19 protein-coding genes are annotated in these 20,303 nt (G+C 71.7%); 10 read left to right on the top strand and 9 right to left on the bottom strand.

Annotated elements, in window-relative coordinates; all coding sequences use genetic code 11:
• Positions 1-94: 94 nt before the first annotated feature.
• From ACH4FH_RS27815 to ACH4FH_RS27805, 3 genes are all read right to left on the bottom strand, one after another.
• Positions 95-1,141, bottom strand: coding sequence for a nicotinate-nucleotide--dimethylbenzimidazole phosphoribosyltransferase (locus ACH4FH_RS27815; RefSeq protein ID WP_398558659.1), 1,047 nt, complete (start codon positions 1,139-1,141; stop codon positions 95-97).
• A gap of 168 nt (positions 1,142-1,309) precedes the next feature.
• Complete coding sequence (locus ACH4FH_RS27810) at positions 1,310-2,077, bottom strand: class I SAM-dependent methyltransferase (RefSeq protein WP_398558658.1); 768 nt, start codon at positions 2,075-2,077, stop codon at positions 1,310-1,312.
• 62 nt (positions 2,078-2,139) lie between these two features.
• Entirely contained in the window at positions 2,140-3,411 is a 1,272-nt protein-coding gene (locus tag ACH4FH_RS27805) for a bifunctional adenosylcobinamide kinase/adenosylcobinamide-phosphate guanylyltransferase (protein WP_398558657.1), read from the bottom strand.
• Between the two features lie 159 nt (positions 3,412-3,570).
• On the opposite strand from ACH4FH_RS27805, the gene ACH4FH_RS27800 reads away from it, so the two are divergent.
• The gene (locus ACH4FH_RS27800; RefSeq protein WP_398558656.1) at positions 3,571-3,783 is read left to right on the top strand and encodes a hypothetical protein; all 213 of its coding nucleotides are present in this window, start codon (positions 3,571-3,573) and stop codon (positions 3,781-3,783) included.
• A gap of 109 nt (positions 3,784-3,892) precedes the next feature.
• Here ACH4FH_RS27800 and ACH4FH_RS27795 read toward each other — a convergent pair whose 3' ends face one another.
• Together ACH4FH_RS27795 and ACH4FH_RS27790 are read right to left on the bottom strand one after the other, a co-directional pair.
• Complete coding sequence (locus ACH4FH_RS27795; protein WP_398558799.1) at positions 3,893-4,636, bottom strand: class I SAM-dependent methyltransferase; 744 nt, start codon at positions 4,634-4,636, stop codon at positions 3,893-3,895.
• A gap of 50 nt (positions 4,637-4,686) precedes the next feature.
• A complete protein-coding gene (locus ACH4FH_RS27790) occupies positions 4,687-5,283 on the bottom strand; it encodes a DUF3043 domain-containing protein (protein WP_398558655.1) in 597 nt (198 codons plus the stop codon).
• 295 nt (positions 5,284-5,578) lie between these two features.
• Between ACH4FH_RS27790 and ACH4FH_RS27785 the strand changes: the two genes are divergently transcribed.
• The 5 genes from ACH4FH_RS27785 to ACH4FH_RS27765 all read left to right on the top strand — a co-directional run bounded on the left by ACH4FH_RS27785 (position 5,579) and on the right by ACH4FH_RS27765 (position 12,145).
• Entirely contained in the window at positions 5,579-6,376 is a 798-nt protein-coding gene (locus ACH4FH_RS27785) for a PspA/IM30 family protein (RefSeq protein ID WP_398558654.1), read from the top strand.
• A gap of 56 nt (positions 6,377-6,432) precedes the next feature.
• Positions 6,433-6,711, top strand: a complete 279-nt coding sequence (locus ACH4FH_RS27780) for a hypothetical protein (RefSeq protein WP_398558653.1) — start codon at positions 6,433-6,435, stop codon at positions 6,709-6,711.
• Between the two features lie 115 nt (positions 6,712-6,826).
• Positions 6,827-8,077 carry a sensor histidine kinase gene (locus tag ACH4FH_RS27775; RefSeq protein WP_398558652.1) on the top strand — a complete coding sequence of 417 codons (1,251 nt, stop codon included), beginning with the start codon at positions 6,827-6,829 and terminating at the stop codon, positions 8,075-8,077.
• Positions 8,074-8,760: a response regulator gene (locus tag ACH4FH_RS27770; protein ID WP_398558651.1), complete on the top strand. Its 687-nt coding sequence runs from the start codon at positions 8,074-8,076 to the stop codon at positions 8,758-8,760. The genes ACH4FH_RS27775 and ACH4FH_RS27770 overlap by 4 nt, the downstream gene beginning before the upstream one ends.
• Positions 8,761-8,971: 211 nt before the next feature.
• Entirely contained in the window at positions 8,972-12,145 is a 3,174-nt protein-coding gene (locus ACH4FH_RS27765; RefSeq protein ID WP_398558650.1) for an efflux RND transporter permease subunit, read from the top strand.
• A gap of 87 nt (positions 12,146-12,232) precedes the next feature.
• Here ACH4FH_RS27765 and nadA read toward each other — a convergent pair whose 3' ends face one another.
• Complete coding sequence (gene nadA / locus ACH4FH_RS27760; protein WP_398558649.1) at positions 12,233-13,432, bottom strand: quinolinate synthase NadA; 1,200 nt, start codon at positions 13,430-13,432, stop codon at positions 12,233-12,235.
• Positions 13,433-13,771: 339 nt separating this feature from the next.
• Here nadA and ACH4FH_RS27755 point away from each other — a divergent pair, with 339 nt between their 5' ends.
• Positions 13,772-14,125, top strand: coding sequence for an iron-sulfur cluster assembly accessory protein (locus tag ACH4FH_RS27755; RefSeq protein WP_362614785.1), 354 nt, complete (start codon positions 13,772-13,774; stop codon positions 14,123-14,125).
• Positions 14,126-14,210: 85 nt separating this feature from the next.
• On the opposite strand, the gene ACH4FH_RS27750 is transcribed toward ACH4FH_RS27755, so the two are convergent.
• Positions 14,211-15,731, bottom strand: a complete 1,521-nt coding sequence (locus ACH4FH_RS27750) for a hypothetical protein (protein ID WP_398558648.1) — start codon at positions 15,729-15,731, stop codon at positions 14,211-14,213.
• 105 nt (positions 15,732-15,836) lie between these two features.
• Positions 15,837-16,061 (bottom strand): hypothetical protein, encoded by a 225-nt coding sequence (locus tag ACH4FH_RS27745; protein ID WP_398558647.1) that lies wholly within the window; start codon positions 16,059-16,061, stop codon positions 15,837-15,839.
• Positions 16,062-16,201: 140 nt separating this feature from the next.
• Here ACH4FH_RS27745 and ACH4FH_RS27740 point away from each other — a divergent pair, with 140 nt between their 5' ends.
• The gene (locus ACH4FH_RS27740) at positions 16,202-17,176 is read left to right on the top strand and encodes a carbohydrate kinase family protein (protein WP_398558646.1); all 975 of its coding nucleotides are present in this window, start codon (positions 16,202-16,204) and stop codon (positions 17,174-17,176) included.
• Between the two features lie 13 nt (positions 17,177-17,189).
• On the opposite strand, the gene ACH4FH_RS27735 is transcribed toward ACH4FH_RS27740, so the two are convergent.
• Complete coding sequence (locus tag ACH4FH_RS27735) at positions 17,190-18,674, bottom strand: cysteine desulfurase/sulfurtransferase TusA family protein (RefSeq protein WP_398558645.1); 1,485 nt, start codon at positions 18,672-18,674, stop codon at positions 17,190-17,192.
• A gap of 349 nt (positions 18,675-19,023) precedes the next feature.
• Here ACH4FH_RS27735 and coxB point away from each other — a divergent pair, with 349 nt between their 5' ends.
• Together coxB and ACH4FH_RS27725 are read left to right on the top strand one after the other, a co-directional pair.
• Positions 19,024-19,986 carry a cytochrome c oxidase subunit II gene (gene coxB, locus ACH4FH_RS27730; RefSeq protein ID WP_398558644.1) on the top strand — a complete coding sequence of 321 codons (963 nt, stop codon included), beginning with the start codon at positions 19,024-19,026 and terminating at the stop codon, positions 19,984-19,986.
• Positions 19,983-20,303 (top strand): cbb3-type cytochrome c oxidase subunit I (locus ACH4FH_RS27725; protein ID WP_398558643.1); only part of this gene is annotated, 321 nt, incomplete at its 3' end. The genes coxB and ACH4FH_RS27725, both read left to right, overlap by 4 nt.

Below are 20,303 nucleotides of genomic sequence, written 5' to 3'. Positions count from 1 at the left end.
GCGATCTTATGGGGATGTCACTGACGGCCCGAGCGGTCCCGATGTGTGACCGCTCCGGCCGTGGTGCCGACCGGCCGCTACCGGCCGGTGATGCTCAGTCGCGTACGGGTAGTTCCGCCGCCAGAGCCGCCGCTGCCCGCACCAGTGGCAGAGCCAGCAGCGCCCCCGTCCCCTCACCCGCAGTGACGCCGTGGTCGAGCAGAGGGTTGAGCGCGATCCGGTCCAGCGCCTTGCCCTGAGCGGGCTCGCCGCTCGCCTGACCGGCCACCCACCAGTCCGGCGCCCGGAACGCCACCCGCTGCGCGACCAGCGCACAGGCCGCGCCGACCACGCCGTCCAGGATCACCGGCGTGTGGCGTACGGCGCTCTGCAGCAAGAAGCCCGTCATCGCCGTCAGGTCCGCGCCGCCGACCGTGGCCAGCAGCTCCAGCTGATCGCCGAGGACCGGCCGGGCCCGCCGCAGCGCGTCCCGGATCGCCGCGCACTTGCGCATCCAGGCCAGATCGTCGATCGGCGCCCCGCCGCGCCCCGTGACGACCGAGGCGTCGGTCCCGCACAGTGCCGCGATCAGGGTGCTCGCGGCGGTCGTCCCGCCGACGCTGAGATCGCCCAGGACCACCACATCGGTGCCGGCGTCCGCCTCCTCGTCCGCGATGGCCATCCCGGCCCGGAACGCCGCCTCCGCCTCCTCGGCGGTCAGGGCGTCCTCGATGTCGATCCGGCCGGATCCGCGGCGCACCCGGTGCCGGGAGACCTCAGCGGGCAGCTCGTCCGGTTCGCAGTCCACCGACATGTCCACCACGCGCACCGGCACCGCGGCGCCGCGCGCCAGCACGGCGGCCGGGCTCGCGCCGTCCAGCACGGCGCGCACCAGGTCCTTGGCGGTGCCGGCCGCACGGGCCGAGACGCCCAGCTCCGCGACCCCGTGGTCGCCGGCGAACAGCAGCACCCGCGGCTGCGTGACGGGCCGTACCGGCACCTGATGCTGGGCGGCGGCCAGCCACTCGCCCAACTCGTCGAGGCGGCCGAGCGCACCCGGCGGCACGGCCAGCTGGGCCCGCCGCTCCTCGGCGTCGCGGCGCACGCCGCCGTCGGGGCGCTCGATCAATTGGGCGAAGTCATCGAGGTTCAGGGCGCTCATTGGGCGCAGATTACCGGCAACGCGCCGCGGGCGAGGCGGCCCGGGGCCGGTCGACCGCACGCGCGCGGCCGACCGGCCTCACCCTGCGCGACCGGCGGGCTGACGTGCGCGGTCCGTCGGCCACCGGCGATCCACCGGAATATCGCCTGCCCTTGGGCCCGCCGGCCGCTACCGGGCGGCGAAACGCACCTCGACCACCAGGGGTGCCACGGCGCGTACGCCCGGCAGCCGGGCCGGCCGCCAACTCACCGGCCCCTTCAACCACCCACGCCCCAAAGGAAGTTCGCGGACGCCGGTGATGCCCGGATGGGCACTCGCCACCCGCGGCAGGTCGGCCCGGTCCAGACCCCACCGCGACGGATCCGGCCACCGGCCACCGGACAGCCCGGCGCACCATCGGACCAGCGCGGTGGCCCGCCGTGGCAGGACGTCAAAGACCAGCGCACCGTCGGGAAACCGCTCCGCGCAGGCCGCGAGCAACGCCCGCACCGCGGGCGGCGGCATCCGCATCAGCACCCCCGGTGCCACGACGACAACCCCGCGATCCGGCTGCGGCACCGCGTCCAACCAGCGGTGATCGGTCACCGCGCACGGGGCCGTACGCCGCCGGGGGCCGTCCGGCAGCAGCATCCGGCGCATCGCGGCGGTCTCCGGCGGCTGCACCGTCAGCCAGGTCAGCCGCCCGTTGTCCAGCCGCCAGAAGCCGGTGCCCAGCCCCTCGCCGAGCGCGACCACCGTCGCCTGCGGAGAGTGCGCCAGGTAGGCCAGGACCGCCGCATCGAAACGCCGCTCCCGCGGCCCCGGATCCCGCACGCCGCGGGCCGCATGCCTCTTGGTGCCCGCGGCGCACCGCGGCTCCCGCGCACCGCGGACGGCGGATGCCGCGCGGCCCGCCGCGGCCGGCGGTACGGTCTTGGTCGGTTCGGATTCGGTCACGGGTCAAGGGCACCCGCCCCGGCGCCCCCGGGCAAGCGGACACGGGCCAGGCCCGCGCCGTGTCATCCACGCAGCGCAAGCGCCTGGCCCGCGACGACCAGCAGCAGCTGCTCGCACTCGGCGCCGAACGCGGCGTTCAGCCTCCCGAGTTCATCGCGGAAGCGGCGGCCAGCCGCGGTCGCCGGGACCACCCCGGAGCCCACCTCGTTGCTCACCGCCACCACCGGGCGCCGGGTCGCCCGGAGAGCCGCGACCAAGGCATCGGTCCGCTCCCGCAGCGCGCGCCGGCCACCGGCCTCCCACGTCTCGTCGTCCCACGCCCCGACCTCGTCCATGGCGTGAGTCAGCCACAGTGCGAGGCAGTCGATGAGCAGCGGCGAGGCGTCGGCCGGCCGGCCGGTGCCCGGGTCGGCGCCGGGGCCGGTGTCCGCGAGCAACGGCACCAGATCGCAGGTCTCCGCGGTGCGCCAGCTGCCGGGGCGCCGCTCGCGGTGCAGCGACACCCGCTGCGCCCACTCCGTATCGCCCTCCCTGCTGCCCCCGGTGGCCACGTACAGCACCTCGGGGAAGGTCGCCAGCCGCCGTTCCGCCTCCGCCGACTTACCGCTGCGCGCGCCGCCCAGCACCAGGGTGCGGCGCGGCAGATCGGGCACGGCGTGATACTCGCCGACCACCAGCGAGCTGCCGTCCGGCACCGCGCGGGCGCCCGCCGCCGCGAGCCTGCGGTGCAGTTCGGGGCCCGGCGGCACACTGTGGTCGATGTGCACCGCGACCACATCGGTCGCCGCGTCCACCGCCCCGCTCGCCCGCAGCCGGGCCAGGGCGTCGGGCCGCTCCAGCACATCCAGCAGCACCAGGTCGTACGGGCCGGTGCCGCCCATGCCCTCGTAGCCGCCGCCCCGGTTCTCCCCGCCGAGCCCGGCCGGTGCGGCGCCGGGAGGCAGATACAGCAGCCGCTCGCCGCCTGCGCCGCCCACCTCGTAGCCGGTGCCGGGGATGTCCACGGCGATGGCCCGTACGCGGTGCCCGTCGAGCAGCGCCAGCTCCCGCCCGTCCGCGACCCGGCCCGGCTGCGGCAACCCGGCCGGCACCTCCATCGCGGGCCCGTCGTGCGGATGTGAGAGCAGCACCTGTCGCACGCCGGCCAGCGACTGGCCGGCCCGGGCGGCCGCGAAGGCGGGGCCCGGCGTCAGGTCGATGAGCAGCGCGCCGTCGATGAGCAGCGCGGTCGCCGCCCGCGCCTCGCCGCCGACGGCGGTGGCACAGGCGGCACACGGGCAGCCGGGGCGCGGCAGCCCCTGAGGGGCTCCGGTGCCAAGGAGAGTGAGGTCCACCCGCCGAGTTTCTCGCGTCCGTGCCGCGCGGGCGCGCGGGGGGACCTCTCGACACGGCCGTTAGGCTGCGGATCAGCACGAAAGCACGACACAGCGGGCGCGGCAGGTCGCGGCCCGCGGTGGCACAGACACGTACTCGGTGGGATCCAGGAGGCGGACATGGCGTGGACGTGGCGGTTCGAGAAGACGGACGGTACGGAGACGGCGCCCGCGGTGGAGCCGGAGGAGTTCACCACGCAGGGGGACGCGGAGTCCTGGGTCGGTGAGGAGTGGAAAGCCCTGCTCGACGGCGGGGTGGACCAGGTGAGGCTCTTCGAGGACGGCACGGAGATCTACACGGCCCCGATGAGTCTGCACGCCGACGCGGGCTGAGTCCGCGAGCCGGTCGACCAAGGGGCGTCCGCCGGGCCTTCGGGCCGGCGGACGCCCCGCGTCGTCGTCGGTGTCGTCGGCTGCCGGCTCCGCCGGCAGATCGCCGCCGTCAGCCGCGGACGCCGCACAGGTGCAGCAGGGCCGCGACCGCGCGGTAAGGGTCCGTGCGGCTCGCGCGGTCCTCCGCGGCCAGCAGCATCTCCCGTTCCTCGGCGGACTGCGGGGCGGGGTCATTCCCCGCGAGATCCGTGAAGACCCGGACGCCGTACCAGGTGTGCAGCGGAGCACCGATCCCGGCGAGGGTGGCGCTCAGCGCGTCCCGCCGGTCGGCGCGCACCGGCAGCCCGAGGCGGTTGGTGTAGGCGGGTGAGTCGAAGGCGGCCAGCGCCGTGGCCCAGTCGCCGGACAGCCCGGGCCGCATGGCGAGCGCGTCGGCGTTACGGACGACCAGGGACAGCAGGCCACCGGGTGCCAGCACCCGGGCGAGGCCGGCCAGCATCGGATCCGGGTCCGGCACATACATCAGCACGCCGTGGCACAGCACGACGTCGAAGGAGCCGGGCAGGAAGTGCACGCCGGTCTCCCGGCCGTCGCCCTCCATCAGCCGGACCCGGTCCTGGATCCCGGCCGGCTCCGTGGCCAGCGCGTCCCGTGCGGCCTGCAGCATCTTCGGGTCGGATTCCAGTCCGGTGACCTGGTGCCCGGCGCGTGCCAGCCGCAGGGCCTGAGTGCCCTGCCCCGGGCCCACGTCGAGCACCCGCAGCCGCTGTCCCACGGGGAAGCGTGCGGTGATCTGCTCCTCGAGCTGGCGCGCCACCAGCTCCTGGCGGACGGTGTTGCGCAGCCCGCCCAGGCCGCCGAGCCAGGCATCGGCCCCGCCACGGAAACCGGACGGGCTCCGGCTCAGGGCCGCTCTCCGCGCTTGACCTGCGGCTTCGGCAGCCGCAGCCGGCGCATCTGCAGGGTGCGCATGACCGCGTAGGCCTTGACGCCCTTCTGGCTCTCGTTCGGGAAGCGCGCGGTGAGCTGCTTGCCCAGACGGAACCAGATGCCGACCGAGTCGAGCACGATCAGCACGATGATCACGAGCCAGAGCAGCAGCGCGATGTTCTGGATCTGCGGGACGCGGACCATGGTGAGCACCAGGATCACGACGGCCATCGGCAGGAAGAACTCCGCGACGCACCAGCGCGAGTCGACGAAGTCACGGGCGAACCGGCGCACCGGGCCCTTGTCGCGCACCGGCAGGTAGCGCTCATCGCCACTGGCCATGGCCTCGCGCTGCCTGGCCAGGTCGGTACGGCGGGCCTCGCGCTGGGCCTTGGACGCCTCCTTGCGGTTGGTCGGCGTATGCGCACGCGAGCGGCGCTGCGACTGGGCGTCGCTGCGCTTCGGCGTCGGCCGCCCCTTGGGGGCCTGCGGGTCGCGGGGCTGCTGGGGCTGGTCCGCGGTCACCTTGGCGGTCGCGGCCTGCTCATCCTTCGAACGGCTTCGGAACACAACACCCAAGGGTACGTGGTCGGCGGGTGTGGGCCATCGTCCGACGGGGAACGATCCGGCAACGGCGCGTCCCGCGCTCGGTGTGGTACCAGGACAGAGCGGACGCCACGGCGGTTCTCCGGCGCTTCCTACTCCCTGGGCGGGAGAACAGGTGCTCCCTGATCGTCCTGGAGGAGGAGCGCATCCGGGTCCGAACAGTGCGGTAATGGAACCAAGGCCCGTACTGTGGGGTCTGTAGATGTGCTGGAGCCTAAGCCCGATGTAAAACTCGGTCAGAAGGGGGCGCGCGAGGCCCATGAGCGGTGTCATGAAGCGGATGGGGATGATCTTCCGCGCGAAGGCCAACAAGGCCCTGGACCGGGCCGAGGATCCGCGCGAGACCCTCGATTACTCGTACCAGAAGCAGCTGGAGCTGCTCCAGAAGGTGCGCCGCGGTGTCGCCGATGTGGCGACCTCCCGCAAGCGCCTGGAGCTGCAGCTCAACCAGCTCCAGGGCCAGTCCTCCAAGCTGGAGGACCAGGGCCGCAAGGCGCTCGCGCTCGGCCGGGAGGACCTCGCCCGCGAGGCGCTCTCCCGTCGCAGCGCGCTGCAGCAGCAGGTCACCGACCTGGAGACGCAGCACCAGACGCTGCAGGGTGAGGAGGAGAAGCTCACCCTCGCGGCGCAGCGGCTGCAGGCCAAGGTCGACGCCTTCCGTACGAAGAAGGAGACCATCAAGGCCACGTACACCGCGGCCCAGGCCCAGACCCGGATCGGCGAGGCCTTCTCCGGCATCTCCGAGGAGATGGGCGACGTCGGCATGGCCATCGAGCGTGCCGAGGACAAGACCGCGCAGATGCAGGCGCGGGCCGGCGCGATCGACGAGCTGCTGGCCTCGGGTGCGCTGGACGACCCGACCGGCATGGCCAAGGACGACATCACCGCCGAGCTGGACCGGCTGTCCGGCGGCACCGATGTCGAGCTGGAACTGCAGCGGATGAAGGCCGAACTCGCGGGCGGCCCGTCCGCCGGCAAGCAGGCAATCGAGCCGGGCCAGGGTGGCGAGGCGCAGCCGTCGCCGCAGCAGGACCAGCCGCGTTTCGACAAGCAGTGACGGTCGGCGGCGGATAGCCTCGCAGAGATCGTCGGACCGGACCAAGGGAGACCGTCGTGATCGTACGGATCATGGGGGAGGGGCAGGTGAAGCTGGACGATGCCCACTTCACCGAGCTGAACAAGCTGGACGATGAGCTGCTCGCCGAGATGGAGAGCGGTGACGACGACGGCTTCCGCCGGACGCTCGGCGCCCTGCTGGACGCGGTGCGCCGGATGGGCACCCCCCTGCCCGACGACGCCCTGGAGCCGTCCGAACTGATCCTGCCGGCTCCGGACGCGACCCTCGAAGAAGTCCGGGAGATGCTCAGCGACGACGGCCTCATCCCGGGCTGAGTGCCAGGCCGGCGCGGACCTGCGGGTGCGTGCCGCCCCGGCGCCGCCTTCACTCCAGCGCACAACGACAGCGCCCCGGCCCCCTCGTGGGACCGGGGCGCTACCGTTTGCTCTTGTGACCTCACCCGAACCCGGCCAGGACGCGCCCCGCGCGGGCCGCTTCCCGTGGTACCGGACGCACCCGCTCGCGTTCGACGCCGTCCTGGCGGTGGGCGTCTTCACGGCGATCCTGTGCGGCGCGGTGGCCGAACCGCACGGTCCGCACGGCCCGCGGTTCGGCGCCCGCGAACTGTCGGCCATGACCGTGGTGCTGGCCGCCCTGGCCTGCTCCGCGCTGGTGCTGCGCCGCCGACTGCCGCGAACGGTCCTCGCCGCCACCGGGTCGCTGACCATCATCGAGCTCGTCGTGCAGTCCAGCGATCCGCGGGCCCCGGTGGCCGCCGCCTCCGTGGTCGCCCTCTTCACCCTCGCCTCCCGCACCGACCGGCCCACCACCTGGCGGGTCGGCGCGCTGACCGTCGTCGTGCTGACCGCCGCCGCGATGCTCTACGGCGCGAGCCCCTGGTACGCCCAGGAGAACCTCGGGATCTTCGCCTGGACGGGCATGGCCGCGGCGGCGGGCGACGCGGTGCGCAGCCGCCGGGCCTACGTCAACGCCATCCGCGAGCGCGCCGAACGGGCCGAGCGCACACGGGAGGAGGAGGCCAGGCGCAGGGTCGCCGAGGAACGCATGCGCATCGCCCGCGAGCTGCACGATGTCGTCGCCCACCACATCGCGCTCGTCAATGTGCAGGCCGGTGTCGCCTCGCACGTCATGGACAACCGCCCCGACCAGGCCAAACAGGCGCTGGCGCACGTGCGGGAGGCGTCCCGCTCGGCGCTGGAGGAACTCCGCGCCACGGTCGGTCTGCTGCGCCAGTCCGACGACCCGAAGGCGCCGACCGAACCGGCACCGGGGCTCGGCGTCCTGGACCAGCTCGTCGAGGGGTTCACCCGCGCCGGACTCCCCGTCGAACTGGAGATTCCCCGGCCGCCCGACGCCCTGCCCGCCTCCGTCGACCTCACCGCCTACCGGGTGGTCCAGGAGGCGCTGACCAATGTCCACAAGCACGCCGGCGAAGGGGCTCGCGCGATCGTGCGGATCATCAGGTCCGACGCCGCGCTGTCGGTGACCGTCCTGGACGACGGCGCCGCCGCGGAGCCGGCCGGGCCGGAGGAGAACGGCGGCGGCCACGGCCTGATCGGGATGCGCGAGCGGGTCTTCGCGCTGCGCGGCACGGTCGTGACCGGGCCGCGCGCCAACGGGGGATTCCAGGTGCGGGTCACCCTGCCGCTGCAGACCGTCCGTACGGGGGAGACCGCATGACGATCAAGGTACTGCTCGCCGACGACCAGACGCTGCTGCGCAGCGCGTTCCGCATACTCGTCGACTCCGAGCCCGACATGGAGGTGGTCGGGGAGGCGTCCGACGGCGCCCAGGCGTACGAACTGGCCGCGTCGAGCGTCCCCGACGTGGTGCTGATGGACATCCGGATGCCCGGCGTGGACGGCCTCGCCGCCACCCGCATGATCAGCCAGGACCCGAAGCTGACCGGCGTCCGGGTGGTCATCCTGACCACCTTCGAGGTGGACGACTACGTGGTGCAGTCCCTGCGGGCCGGCGCGAGCGGCTTCCTGGGCAAGGGCGCCGAGCCCGACGAACTGCTGAGCGCCATCCGGATCGCGGCGGCCGGCGAGGCGCTGCTCTCACCGGTCGCGACCAAGGGGCTGATCGCCAAGTTCCTCGCGCAGGGCGACAGTTCGGCCGACGGGGGGCTCGGTGGCCGCGGCGCCGAGCGGCTCTCGACGCTGACCGGCCGCGAGCGGGAGGTGCTGGTCCTGGTCGCCGGCGGGCTGTCCAACGACGAGATCGCCGAGCAGCTGGCCGTCAGTCCGCTGACCGTCAAGACGCATGTGAACCGTGCGATGGCCAAACTCGGGGCCAGGGACCGGGCACAACTGGTGGTCATCGCGTACGAATCGGGACTCGTACGCCCACGGGTGCAGTGAGGGTGCGGGGCCCGTACTCCGAACGCTGTACGACCCCGGCCCCGAAACCGACCTGCGAGCGAGGGAAAGTGGCCCTGCCAGGGTCGATGGTGTAGGTGGGCCGGTGCAGGCCCCCGGAACGCGACCCGGATGGGGGCGGAGCAGGCCGCCGCGCCCTGATCCGCCCGGTGCGCCCCGGCCGACCCTTCAGAACAGAAGAGAGACCCCACCCATGTCCTGGCTGTCCCGACTCAGCCTCGTACAACGGGGCCTGATAGCGCTGATGTCGATCGTCGCGATCGCCTTCGGCGCCATCGCGATCCCTCAGCTCAAGCAGCAGCTCCTGCCCTCCATCGAACTCCCCATGGTGTCCGTGCTGGCGCCGTACCAGGGCGCGTCGCCCGATGTCGTCGAGAAGCAGGTGATCGAGCCGCTGGAGGACGGCATCCAGGCGGTCGACGGCATCAAGAGCGTCACCTCGACATCGAGCGAGGGCTCCGGCGTCATCATGGCGCAGTTCGACTACGGCAACGACTCCAAGCGCCTGGTCGCCGATGTCCAGCAGGCTGTGAACCGGGCCCGTGCGCAGCTGCCGAAGGACGTCGACCCGCAGGTGGTGGCCGGCTCGACGGACGACATACCCACCGTCGTCCTCGCCGTCTCCTCCACCACCAAGGACCAGCAGACACTCGCCGACCAGCTGGACCGCAGCGTCGTACCGGGCCTGAAGAACATCGACGGCGTCGGCCAGGTCACCGTGGACGGCGTACAGGACCGGATCGTCGCGGTCACCCCCGACGACAAGAAGCTCGCCGCCTCCGGGCTGTCCGCCGCCGCGCTCGGCCAGGCGCTGGAGGCCGGTGGCACCTCGGTGCCGGCCGGCTCGTTCGCCGAGGACGGCCGGAGCAGGACCGTCCAGGTCGGCGCGGGATTCAGCTCGGTCCGCCAGATCCAGGACCTCATGATCGCCCCGAGCCCGGCGGCGGGCGGCGCGGCCGCGGCCCAGGGCGGCGGAGCTGCCAAGCCGGTCCGGCTCGGTGACGTCGCCACCGTCAAGGAGAAGCCGGCGGCCCCGACCTCGCTGACCCGCACCGACGGCAAGCCCAGCCTCGCCGTCATGGTGACGATGGACCAGGACGGCAGCGCCGTCGCCATCTCCGACGCGGTCAAGGACAAGCTGACCCAGATCCGTCAGGACCTCGGCAAGGGCACCGACGTCACGGTCGTCTCCGACCAGGGCCCGGCGGTCTCCAAGTCGATCGAGTCGCTGACCACCGAGGGCCTGCTCGGCCTGATCATGGCCGTGATCGTGATCCTGGTCTTCCTGCTGAGCCTGCGCTCCACGCTGGTGACGGCGGTCTCCATCCCGCTCTCCGTCGTCATCACCCTGATCGTCCTGTGGACCCAGGACCTCTCCCTCAACATGCTCACCCTCGGCGCGCTGACGATAGCCATCGGCCGCGTCGTCGACGACTCCATCGTCGTCCTGGAGAACATCAAGCGGCACCTCGGCTACGGCGAGGAGCGCCGCTCGGCCATCCTCACCGCCGTCCGCGAGGTCTCCGGAGCGATCACCTCCTCCACCCTCACCACCGTCGCGGTGTTCCTCCCCATTGGCGTGGTCGGCGGCATGGTCGGTGCCCTCTTCGGCTCCTTCTCGCTCACCGTCACCGTCGCCCTGCTCTCGTCCCTCATCGTGTCGCTGACGGTCGTGCCGGTGCTCTCGTACTGGTTCCTGCGCGCCCCGAAGACCCCCGCGGGCACCGACCCGGAGGAGCTGCGCCGCGCGGCCGAGGAGAAGGAGACCCGCAGCCCGCTCCAGCGGCTGTACGTCCCCGTGCTGCGCTTCGCGACCCGCCGCCGGGTCACCAGCCTGGTGATCGCGGCCGTCATCCTGATCGGCACGTTCGGCATGGGGCCGCTGCTGAAGACCAACTTCTTCGACCAGGGGGACCAGGACACCCTCACCCTCAAGCAGGAGCTGAGGCCCGGCACCAGCCTGGGTGCGGCCGACGCGCAGGCCAAGAAGGTCGAGAAGCTGCTGGCCGGTACGGACGACGTAGAGGACTACCAGGTCACCGTCGGCTCCTCCGGCTTCATGGCGGCCTTCGGTGGCGGCACCGGCGCCAACCAGGCCTCGTACCAGCTGAAGCTCACCGCCGACGCGGACTCCGGCAAGGTCTCCGACGATCTGAGGGCCGGACTCGACAAGCTCGGCGAGGGCATCGGCGAGACCACCGTGACCGCGGGCGGCGGCTTCGGCAGCCAGGACCTGAGTGTGGTGGTCAAGGCCGGTGACGCCGACGTCCTGCGGGCCGCCTCGGAGCAGGTGCGCAAGGCAGTCGCCGGTCTCGACGACGTCACCGACGTGCAGAGCGACCTGGCGCAGAGCGTCCCGCGGATCTCCGTCAAGGCCAACGCCAAGGCCGCGGCGGCCGGTTACAACCAGGCGACCCTCGGCGCCGCGGTCACCCAGGCGGTCCGCGGTACCACCAGCGGCAAGGCGCTGCTGGACGACACCGAGCGCGACATCGTCATCACGGCGGCCCACCCGGCCACCACCGAGGCCGAGTTGCGGAACCTGGCCGTCCCGACGCCGGCCGGCGCGGTCGAACTCGGCGAGATCGCCACCGTGCGGACCGTCCCCGGCCCGGTCCAGATGACCCGGATCGACGGCGCGCGCTCCGCGACGATCACCGCCAAGCCGACCGGTGACAACACCGGCGCGGTCAGCACCGCGCTGCAGAGCGAGATCAAGGCGCTCGACCTGCCGGACGGCGCGACCGCGGAGATCGGCGGCGTCTCGCAGGACCAGACCGAGGCGTTCACCTCGCTCGGACTGGCCATGCTGGCGGCCATCGCGATCGTCTTCATGCTGCTGGTCGCGACCTTCAAGTCGCTGGTGCAGCCGCTGATCCTGCTGGTGTCGATACCCTTCGCGGCGACCGGCGCCATCGGCCTGCTGGTCGCCACCGGCACCCCGCTGGGCGTGCCGGCGATGATCGGCATGCTGATGCTGATCGGCATCGTGGTCACCAACGCGATCGTGCTGATCGACCTGATCAACCAGTACCGGGCGCAGGGCCACGGCGTGGTGGAAGCGGTCATCGAGGGCGGCCGGCACCGGCTCCGCCCGATCCTGATGACGGCGCTCGCGACGATCTGCGCGCTGTTGCCGATGGCGCTGTCGATCACCGGGGACGGCGGCTTCATCTCGCAGCCCCTCGCGGTGGTCGTGATCGGCGGTCTGATCACCTCGACGCTGCTGACGCTGCTTCTCGTCCCGACGCTCTACGCCATGATCGAGCTGCGCAAGGAGCGCCGCGCGAAGAAGAAGGCGGCCAGGAACACGGACGCGGCCCCGGCCGGGAAGGACGACCGCACCCCGGAGCCTGCGGGCGTCTGACCGCCCCCTGCGGCCACGTCGATGACGGCAAGGGCCGGGGCCCGCACTTCACGGTGCGGGCCCCGGCCCTTCGGGTTTCCGGCGCGCCTACGGCAGCGCCAGCATCCGCTCCAGCGCCAGCTTGGCGAAGCTCTCGGTCTCTTTGTCGACCTCGATGCGGTTGACGACCTTGCCGGCCGCCAGCGACTCCAGCGTCCAGACCAGGTGCGGCAGGTCGATGCGGTTCATGGTCGAGCAGAAGCAGACCGTCTTGTCGAGGAAGACGATCTCCTTGTCCTGGTCGGCGAACCGGTTCGCCAGCCGCCGGACGAGGTTCAGCTCGGTGCCGATCGCCCACTTCGAACCGGCGGGCGCGGCCTCCAGGGCCTTGATGATGTACTCCGTCGACCCGACGTAGTCCGCCGCCGCCACGACCTCGTTCTTGCACTCGGGGTGCACCAGGACGTTCACGCCGGGGATCCGGGCCCGTACGTCCTCGACCGACTCCAGCGAGAAGCGGCCGTGCACCGAGCAGTGCCCGCGCCACAGGATCATCTTGGCGTTCCGCAGCTGCTCGACGGTCAGCCCGCCGCCCGGCTTGTGCGGGTTGTAGACGACGCAGTCCTCCAGGGACATCCCCAGGTCGCGGACGGCGGTGTTGCGGCCCAGGTGCTGGTCGGGCAGGAAGAGCACCTTGCTCGTCGAGGGGTCCCCCTGCTCGAACGCCCACTCCAGCGCCCGCTTGGCGTTGGAGGAGGTGCAGATCGTGCCGCCGTGCTTGCCGGTGAACGCCTTGATGTCGGCCGAGGAGTTCATATACGACACGGGCACGACCTGCTCGGCTATGCCGGCCTCGGTCAGCACGTCCCAGCACTCGGCGACCTGCTCGGCATTGGCCATGTCGGCCATCGAGCAGCCGGCGGCCAGGTCGGGGAGGACGACCTGCTGGTCGTCGGTGGTGAGGATGTCCGCGGACTCCGCCATGAAGTGCACACCGCAGAAGACGATGTACTCGGCGGCCGGCCGGGCGGCGGCGTCCCGCGCGAGCTTGAAGGAGTCTCCGGTCACATCGGCGAACTCGATGACCTCGTCGCGCTGGTAGTGGTGCCCGAGGATGAAGACCTTGTCCCCGAGCTTCGCCTTGGCCGCGCGGGCGCGCTCGACGAGGTCGGGGTCGGACGGAGCCGGCAGGTCGCCGGGGCAGTCCACGCCACGCTCGCTCTTGGGGTCGGCCTCGCGGCCGAGGAGGAGCAGCGCGAGCGGGCTCGGCTGGACGTCCAGGGGCTGGGCGGTGGTCACGACACGCACCCTCTCTTTTCTTCGATGAGCGCGGCGCTGCCGCACACCAGTGGAGCCGGTGCGTGCACACCGGGAGCCTTTTCGTCTATTTGACGCTATCTATCATAGCTCCTTCACGTCACTTTGACGATGGCCATTGTGTCGATGTGACGCATCCGCCCCGCCGCTTGTGCGGGCGGCCACCGTCAACCGCGCGCCGGTGTGCGAGCATGAAGAGAGAACCCTTGCCGGCAGTGTCCGGAAGGCTTCTCGACAAGTTGAGCCCAGCCGGAATTAATCCGGGACGTCTTTGGTTGCAGAGTTCTGCATCCGATGACAAGCGGTCCGTACAACCCGGGAGAGATGTAGATGAGCGTTCAGGACGAGACCACCGTCAGCGACGGCATCATCCTGTCCGACGCGGCCGCGTCGAAGGTGAAGGGCCTGCTGGAGCAGGAAGGCCGGGACGACCTCGCGCTGCGGGTGGCCGTTCAGCCCGGTGGCTGCTCCGGACTGCGCTACCAGCTCTTCTTCGACGAGCGCTCGCTCGACGGTGACGTCGTGAAGGACTTCGACGGCGTCAAGGTCGTCACCGACCGGATGAGCGCCCCCTACCTGGGTGGTGCCTCGATCGACTTCGTGGACACCATCGAGAAGCAGGGCTTCACGATCGACAACCCGAACGCCACCGGCTCCTGCGCCTGCGGCGACTCCTTCAGCTAAGAGTCAGCGGGAAGAAAGGCGGCGCCCCCGAGGGGGCGCCGCCTTTCGCTGTTTCCCCCGGGCCGTCGGCGGCCCGGGGGGCTTGTCACTGCTTCGGCACGGACTCACCGGTCGACACATCGACGACCTTCCGGCCGTCCAGCGGCTTGTCCAGCGTCACCGTCTTGGTGAACTCCTTGGCGATCTTGACGCAGACCTGACCCGGCTTCTTGTCCTTGCCGGTCACCTTGGTCTTCACCGTCGTGCCCGACTCCTCGGCGCTGACCGAGTACGTACTGCACACGCCGCCCCAGAAGTGCAGCGTCAGCTTCTTCCCGCCATCGGAGACGGCGTACGCCTCCAGCGCCATCGCCCCGGGCTTCCCGGACGGCTTCTGCGGCGACTGCCCCGGGCTCTGCGACGCGCCGTCCTCGCCCTGGTGGGCCAGATACGCCGGATCCACCGCCGGATGCGCGACCGTCGACAACGCGTCCGGGCCGTTGCTCGCGCCCGGCTGGCGCACCTTGTACAGCCACGACGGCACCAGCGCCTGCCGGCCGTCCACGTACTGCACCGAGAGCCCGAAGGTCGCCCCGGTCACGTCGGCCGGCTTCTGTGCCCGCGTCGGTGCCGGCTCGCACGGCGCGACGCCGCCACCGCTGCGGCCCTTCTCGGTCTGCGGCGAGGCGCAGTCACCGGGCTTGTTGCGGCCGTCCCGCGAGTTCAGCCGGTCCAGCGTCCTGTCCGCGTTCAGCACCGGATAGTCCGCGCCCTTCGCCGGATTCGCCAACTGGCCGCTGCCGCCCACGACTTGCCCGTCCGAGCCGACCTGCAGATCGCTCTGCCAGCCGTACGTCGGCAGCCCGCCGAGCACCGGGTTCGCGGTCACGATCCGCACCGCGCCGGACAGCCCGCTCGCGTCCAGCTTCGCGTCCTGCCGGCCGAGCGCCTTCAGCGCGGGCTGCACCGCCTGCTTCGCCTTCTCCTGCGACACCGCGCCCTTGCCGCTGCCGTCGTCCTCGGTCGAGGCGTCCCCGCCACCGCGGTAGGACGGGCAGCCGGGCCGGCTCGACGCGCCCGAGCCCTCCTCGGCGTCGTCCTTGGGATTGGCGGGCAGCGCGCAGTTCGTCCCGCCCGGGGTGCCGTACTGCGTGTACGTCCACGAGCCCGAGCCGGTCTTGTTCACCTGCAGAACGGGGCTGCGGGCATCCCGCGTCAGCCCTCCGACCTTCCAGGTGTTGCCCTCCGACCGGGCCTTTCCGGCCACATCCAGGGCCTTGGCCAGCCGTTCCACGGCGGCCTTGCTGATCTGCCCCTGCGGGCGGTACACCGGCGCGGAGTCCGGCCCGTCCGGCAGCTTCTCCACCGCCCGGTAGTTCGCACCCTGGGGATTGGGCTCACCGGCGGCGATCCCGCCGCCGCCGTAGCCGTCGAGCGCAAGCGGCGGCGGGTCCTTCTTCGCCCCGGCGCCCGCCGCGGAGTCCCCGCCGCTGGACGCGGACGAGGCCCAGTACGCCGCGCCGCCCCCGGCGAGCAGCACCGCAGCGGCCATCGAGGCGACCACCAGGGGGGTGCGCCGCCTGCGCTCCGTGGACGTGGTGGTCTCGGGGGTGTCCTCGGTGTTCACCGCATCGCTCCTTCGGCTCCGCTGGACATCTGACGTGCCATCCTCCGTGAGGGGGACGCCGATGGGACGGGCCGGGGGTGCGGGCGGTTCCCTTCAGTGCGCTTTTCAGTCGCCGTACTCGGACATACCATCGACAAGTGCGGCGGAAGCCGCCGAGACCTTGATTCCGTGCAGATCGGACGCGCCGGCCGGAGCCGGCGTGGACCGCCGCCCGGCCTTCCAGTGCGGCGCCATCCGCGCGCAGTCCCCACGCAGCTGGTCGAGCGACTCCGGATCCCCGGTGGAAACCGCGCGGGAACGGGAAGTGACGGCTTTCACATCGTTGGTCATAGCGGAACCGTACGCACCCTTCGGCCTGCGGAGAAAGCCCTACTATTGGGTAGTTTTGTCAGGTAGGAGGGTCCGGTGTGACCGGGTAGCGTTGCTCTCCGTCCGTCCGCCCTCACGCCTTCCGCAGGAGCAGACCCGTCGTGCGTATCGCAGTCACCGGCTCCATCGCCACCGACCATCTGATGACCTTCCCCGGCCGCTTCGCCGACCAATTGGTCGCCGATCAGCTGCACACGGTCTCCCTCTCCTTCCTGGTCGACCAGCTCGACGTCCGTCGCGGTGGCGTCGCCGCCAACATCTGCTTCGGCATGGGCCAGCTGGGCACCGCCCCGATCCTGGTCGGCGCCGCGGGCAACGACTTCGAGGAGTACCGCGCCTGGCTCGACCGGCACGGCGTGGACACCCGCTCGGTGCGCATCTCCGAGGTCCTGCACACCGCGCGCTTCGTGTGCACCACCGACGCCGACCACAACCAGATCGGCTCCTTCTACACCGGCGCCATGAGTGAGGCCCGGCTGATCGAGCTGCACACCGTGGCCGAGCGGGTCGGCGGCCTCGACCTCGCGCTGATCGGCGCGGACGACCCCGAGGCGATGATCCGGCACACCGAGGAGTGCCGCAGCCGCGCGATCCCCTTCGCGGCCGACTTCTCCCAGCAGATCGCCCGGATGGACGGCGAGGCCATCCGCACGCTCATGGAGGGCGCGGCCTACCTCTTCTCCAACGAGTACGAAAAGGGCCTGATCGAGTCCAAGACCGGCTGGACCTCCGACGAGATCCTCGCCAAGGTCGGCACCCGCGTGACCACCCTGGGCGCCAACGGCGTCCGCATCGAGCGGGTCGGCGAGCCCGCCGTCGAGGTCGGTGTCCCGGAGGAGAACGCCAAGGCCGACCCGACCGGCGTGGGCGACGCCTTCCGCGCCGGCTTCCTGTCCGGCCTGGCCTGGGGCGTCGGCCTGGAGCGCGCCGCGCAGGTCGGCTGCATGCTGGCGACGCTGGTCATCGAGACCGTCGGCACCCAGGAGTACGAGCTGCGCCGCAGCCACTTCCTGGACCGCTTCACCAAGGCATACGGCCACGAGGCCGCGGGCGAGATCCAGGCACACCTGGGCTGAGCCGGCCGAATGGTCAGACGCGGCGCCGCACGACGTACGCGGCGCCGCGCTCCGCGGCCCGTTCGCCGACGAACTCCTGGTCGCGCATCGCGCACCAGGCGGGGATGTCCAGCCGTGCGGCTTCGTCGTCGGACAGCACCGTCACGGTGTCACCGACCGGCACGCGGCCGATCACCTTCGCCAGCTCGATGACCGGGATCGGACAGCGTCTGCCGAGCGCGTCGACCACCAGCCCGGCGGGGGAGTCGGGCTCCGGATCCGTAGTGGCGGTAGCCTCCGCCGTGCTCCCCGCGTCCGGCCCGCCCTCCGTGGCCTCGGCCGGCACCGTAGCCGCGGACTCCCCGGTAGGCACACCGAGCCGCTCCCGCACCGAGCGCACCGTCCCCGGCAGCACCTCCAGGAACCGGTCCACATCCGCCTCGGACGTGCCGTACGGCAGCGAGACCCGCACATTGCCCTCGGACAGCACCCCCATCGCGCGCAGCACATGGCTCGGGACCAGCGTGCTCGATGTGCACGAGGAGCCCGAGGAGACCGAGAAGCCCGCACGGTCCAGCTCGTGCAGCAACGTCTCCCCGTCCACGTAGAGACAGGAGAAGGTCACCACGTGCGGCAGCCGGTGGACGGGGTCACCGACGACCTCCACGTCCGGTACCAGCTCCGGAACCCTGGCCCGGATCACATCCACCAGCCCCCGCAGCCGCGCCCCTTCGTCCGGCGCGGAGCCGGCCGGCGCGGACTCCGCGGCCGCGCGCACCGCCCGCAGGGATGCCGCCGCGGCCACGATCGCCGGGAGGTTCTGGAACCCCGGCGCGCGCCCCGACTCCCGCTCGTCCAGGGGCCCCTGGGGCGAGAACCGGGTGCCCTTGCGGACCACGAGCAGCCCGACGCCGGGTGGTCCGCCCCACTTGTGCGCGCTCCCCGCCAGCAGTGACCAGGCGCCGGGCACGCTTCCCCACAACAGGGACTGTGCGGCGTCCACCAGGAGGGGCACACCCGCCTCCCGGCAGAGCGCCGCTACCTCCTCGACCGGTTGTTCGGTTCCCACCTCGTGGTTCGCGGACTGGAGGCAGACGAGCGCGGTGTCCGGCCGCAGCGCCGCGGCGACGTCCTCGGCGGCCACCCGGCCGAACCGGTTCACGGCGACCTCCGACACCGTGCCGCCGGCCGCCGCGTGCACCTCCGCGGCGTGCAGCACCGAGGAGTGCTCAACCGAGGAGTGCAGCAGTTGGCGCCCGACACGCCGACGGGCCGCGAGCGCGCCGAAAATTCCGGAATGTACCGCCTGCGTCCCCGAAGGGGTGAAAACCAGCTCGTCGGGGCGGCACCCCACGGCCTCCGCCGCCGCCTCCCGCGCGGCATCCAGCAGCAGCCGGGCCCGGCGCCCCTCGCGGTAGAGGCGGGCCGGATCGGCCCAGCCCTCGTCCAGGGAGGCGAGCAACGCGTCCCGGGCGACGGGGTGCAGAGGGGCGGCGGAGGCGGCGTCGAAGTAGGGCACGTACGAGACGTTAGATGACCGGCCGGGCCGCCGCTCCGGGCGCAGGGGCGCGGACGGGCGGCAGGTGGGAGACAGGGCAGGGGGCGCCGCCGGGCCTGATGTCGGCACGTCGTCAGATGCCTGGTGGAAGCGGCGATTCGGGAGCTCAGGGGGCGGCGCCGGAAGGGCTCGGCCACCCCTTCGGGGTGCCGTGCGGCGCGTTGGGCACCCTCCCCGCGCGACCCCAAATAGCGTCCAGTAGGGTTTGGTCCGCATAAACATCCAAACCCCTGCCCGTGCCAGGGCCGGCGACCGACCAGCGAGACGGCCGCAGCCGGTCTCGCGGGCGAGACTCTCGGGAAGGCGCTACGTGAGTCCCAACGGCTCCGACCGCTCGTCGCGGCGCCCGATGCGGCGGAAGCTGCCGCAGGTGCTTGCTGCGGGCCTGGTCCTGGCGACCGCGACTGGTTGCACATATAAGGACTTCCCCCGCCTCGGCATGCCAACGCCCGTCACCGACGAGGCGCCGCGGATCCTCTCTCTTTGGCAGGGCTCCTGGGCCGCCGCCCTCGCAACGGGCGTGCTGGTGTGGGGCCTGATCATCTGGAGCGTGATCTTCCACCGTCGCAGCAGGACCAAGGTGGAGGTCCCCGCGCAGACGCGGTACAACATGCCGATCGAGGCGTTGTACACGATCGTCCCGTTCATCATCATCGCGGTGCTTTTCTACTTCACCGCGCGTGATGAGAGCGAACTCCTCAAGACTTCCAAGAAGCCGGACCACGTCGTGAACGTGGTGGGCTTCCAGTGGAGCTGGGCGTTCAACTACCTGGAGGACGTGGACGGCAACAAGTCGACCTCGGCTGTCGATTCCAAGGAACTCTCCGCTATTCCGGACAAGTGGAAGAAGGGTGTTCCCACCGGCGCCGAAGGCGTCTACGACGAGGGCACCCCGGGCGAGCGGAATCCGCAGACCGGCAACCCGGGTCCGACCCTGTGGCTGCCCAAGGGCGAGACCGTCCAGTTCGTCCTGACGTCGCGTGACGTCATCCACTCCTTCTGGGTGGTGCCCTTCCTGATGAAGCAGGACGTCATCCCGGGCCACACCAACGTCTTCGAGGTGACTCCGAACCACGAGGGCACCTTCATGGGCAAGTGCGCCGAGCTCTGCGGCGTCGACCACTCCCGGATGCTCTTCAACGTCAAGGTCGTCTCCCCCGAGCGGTACCGGGAGCACTTGAAGGACCTGGCGAAGAAGGGCCAGACCGGTTACCTGCCGTCGGGCATCGAGCAGACGGATCACGCCAGGAACGCGGAGACCAAAAACCAGTGAGCATCCTCAACGAACCTCAGGGTGCCGCCGCCGATTCGGCTCCGGCAGCACCGCCCGTACGCAAGAAGCAACCGGGTATCGCCGTGGTGAAGTGGCTCACGACCACTGATCACAAGACCATCGGCACGATGTACCTGGTCACGTCGTTCGCGTTTTTCTGCGTCGGCGGCCTGATGGCGCTCCTCATGCGCGCCGAGCTGGCCCGTCCCGGCACGCAGATCATGTCGAACGAGCAGTTCAATCAGGCGTTCACGATGCACGGCACGATCATGCTGCTGATGTTCGCGACGCCGCTGTTCGCCGGTTTCGCGAACTGG

The sequence above is a fragment of the Streptomyces sp. NPDC017993 genome (assembly GCF_044328065.1).
In the GTDB taxonomy this organism is placed as follows: Bacteria; Actinomycetota; Actinomycetes; order Streptomycetales; family Streptomycetaceae; genus Streptomyces.
Note: the sequence above shows the minus strand (reverse complement) of the source record. Positions and strands in the feature narration are given on the sequence as shown.

What these genes read in the sequence shown, in the direction of transcription:
- ACH4FH_RS27785 (WP_398558654.1), top strand. Translation starts at nt 5,579, where the DNA reads ATGAGCGGTGTCATGAAGCGGATGGGGATGATCTTCCGCGCGAAGGCC.
- ACH4FH_RS27755 (WP_362614785.1), top strand. Translation starts at nt 13,772, where the DNA reads ATGAGCGTTCAGGACGAGACCACCGTCAGCGACGGCATCATCCTGTCC.
- ACH4FH_RS27765 (WP_398558650.1), top strand. Translation starts at nt 8,972, where the DNA reads ATGTCCTGGCTGTCCCGACTCAGCCTCGTACAACGGGGCCTGATAGCG.
- ACH4FH_RS27800 (WP_398558656.1), top strand. Translation starts at nt 3,571, where the DNA reads ATGGCGTGGACGTGGCGGTTCGAGAAGACGGACGGTACGGAGACGGCG.
- ACH4FH_RS27745 (WP_398558647.1), bottom strand. Translation starts at nt 16,061, where the DNA reads ATGACCAACGATGTGAAAGCCGTCACTTCCCGTTCCCGCGCGGTTTCC.
- ACH4FH_RS27815 (WP_398558659.1), bottom strand. Translation starts at nt 1,141, where the DNA reads ATGAGCGCCCTGAACCTCGATGACTTCGCCCAATTGATCGAGCGCCCC.
- ACH4FH_RS27770 (WP_398558651.1), top strand. Translation starts at nt 8,074, where the DNA reads ATGACGATCAAGGTACTGCTCGCCGACGACCAGACGCTGCTGCGCAGC.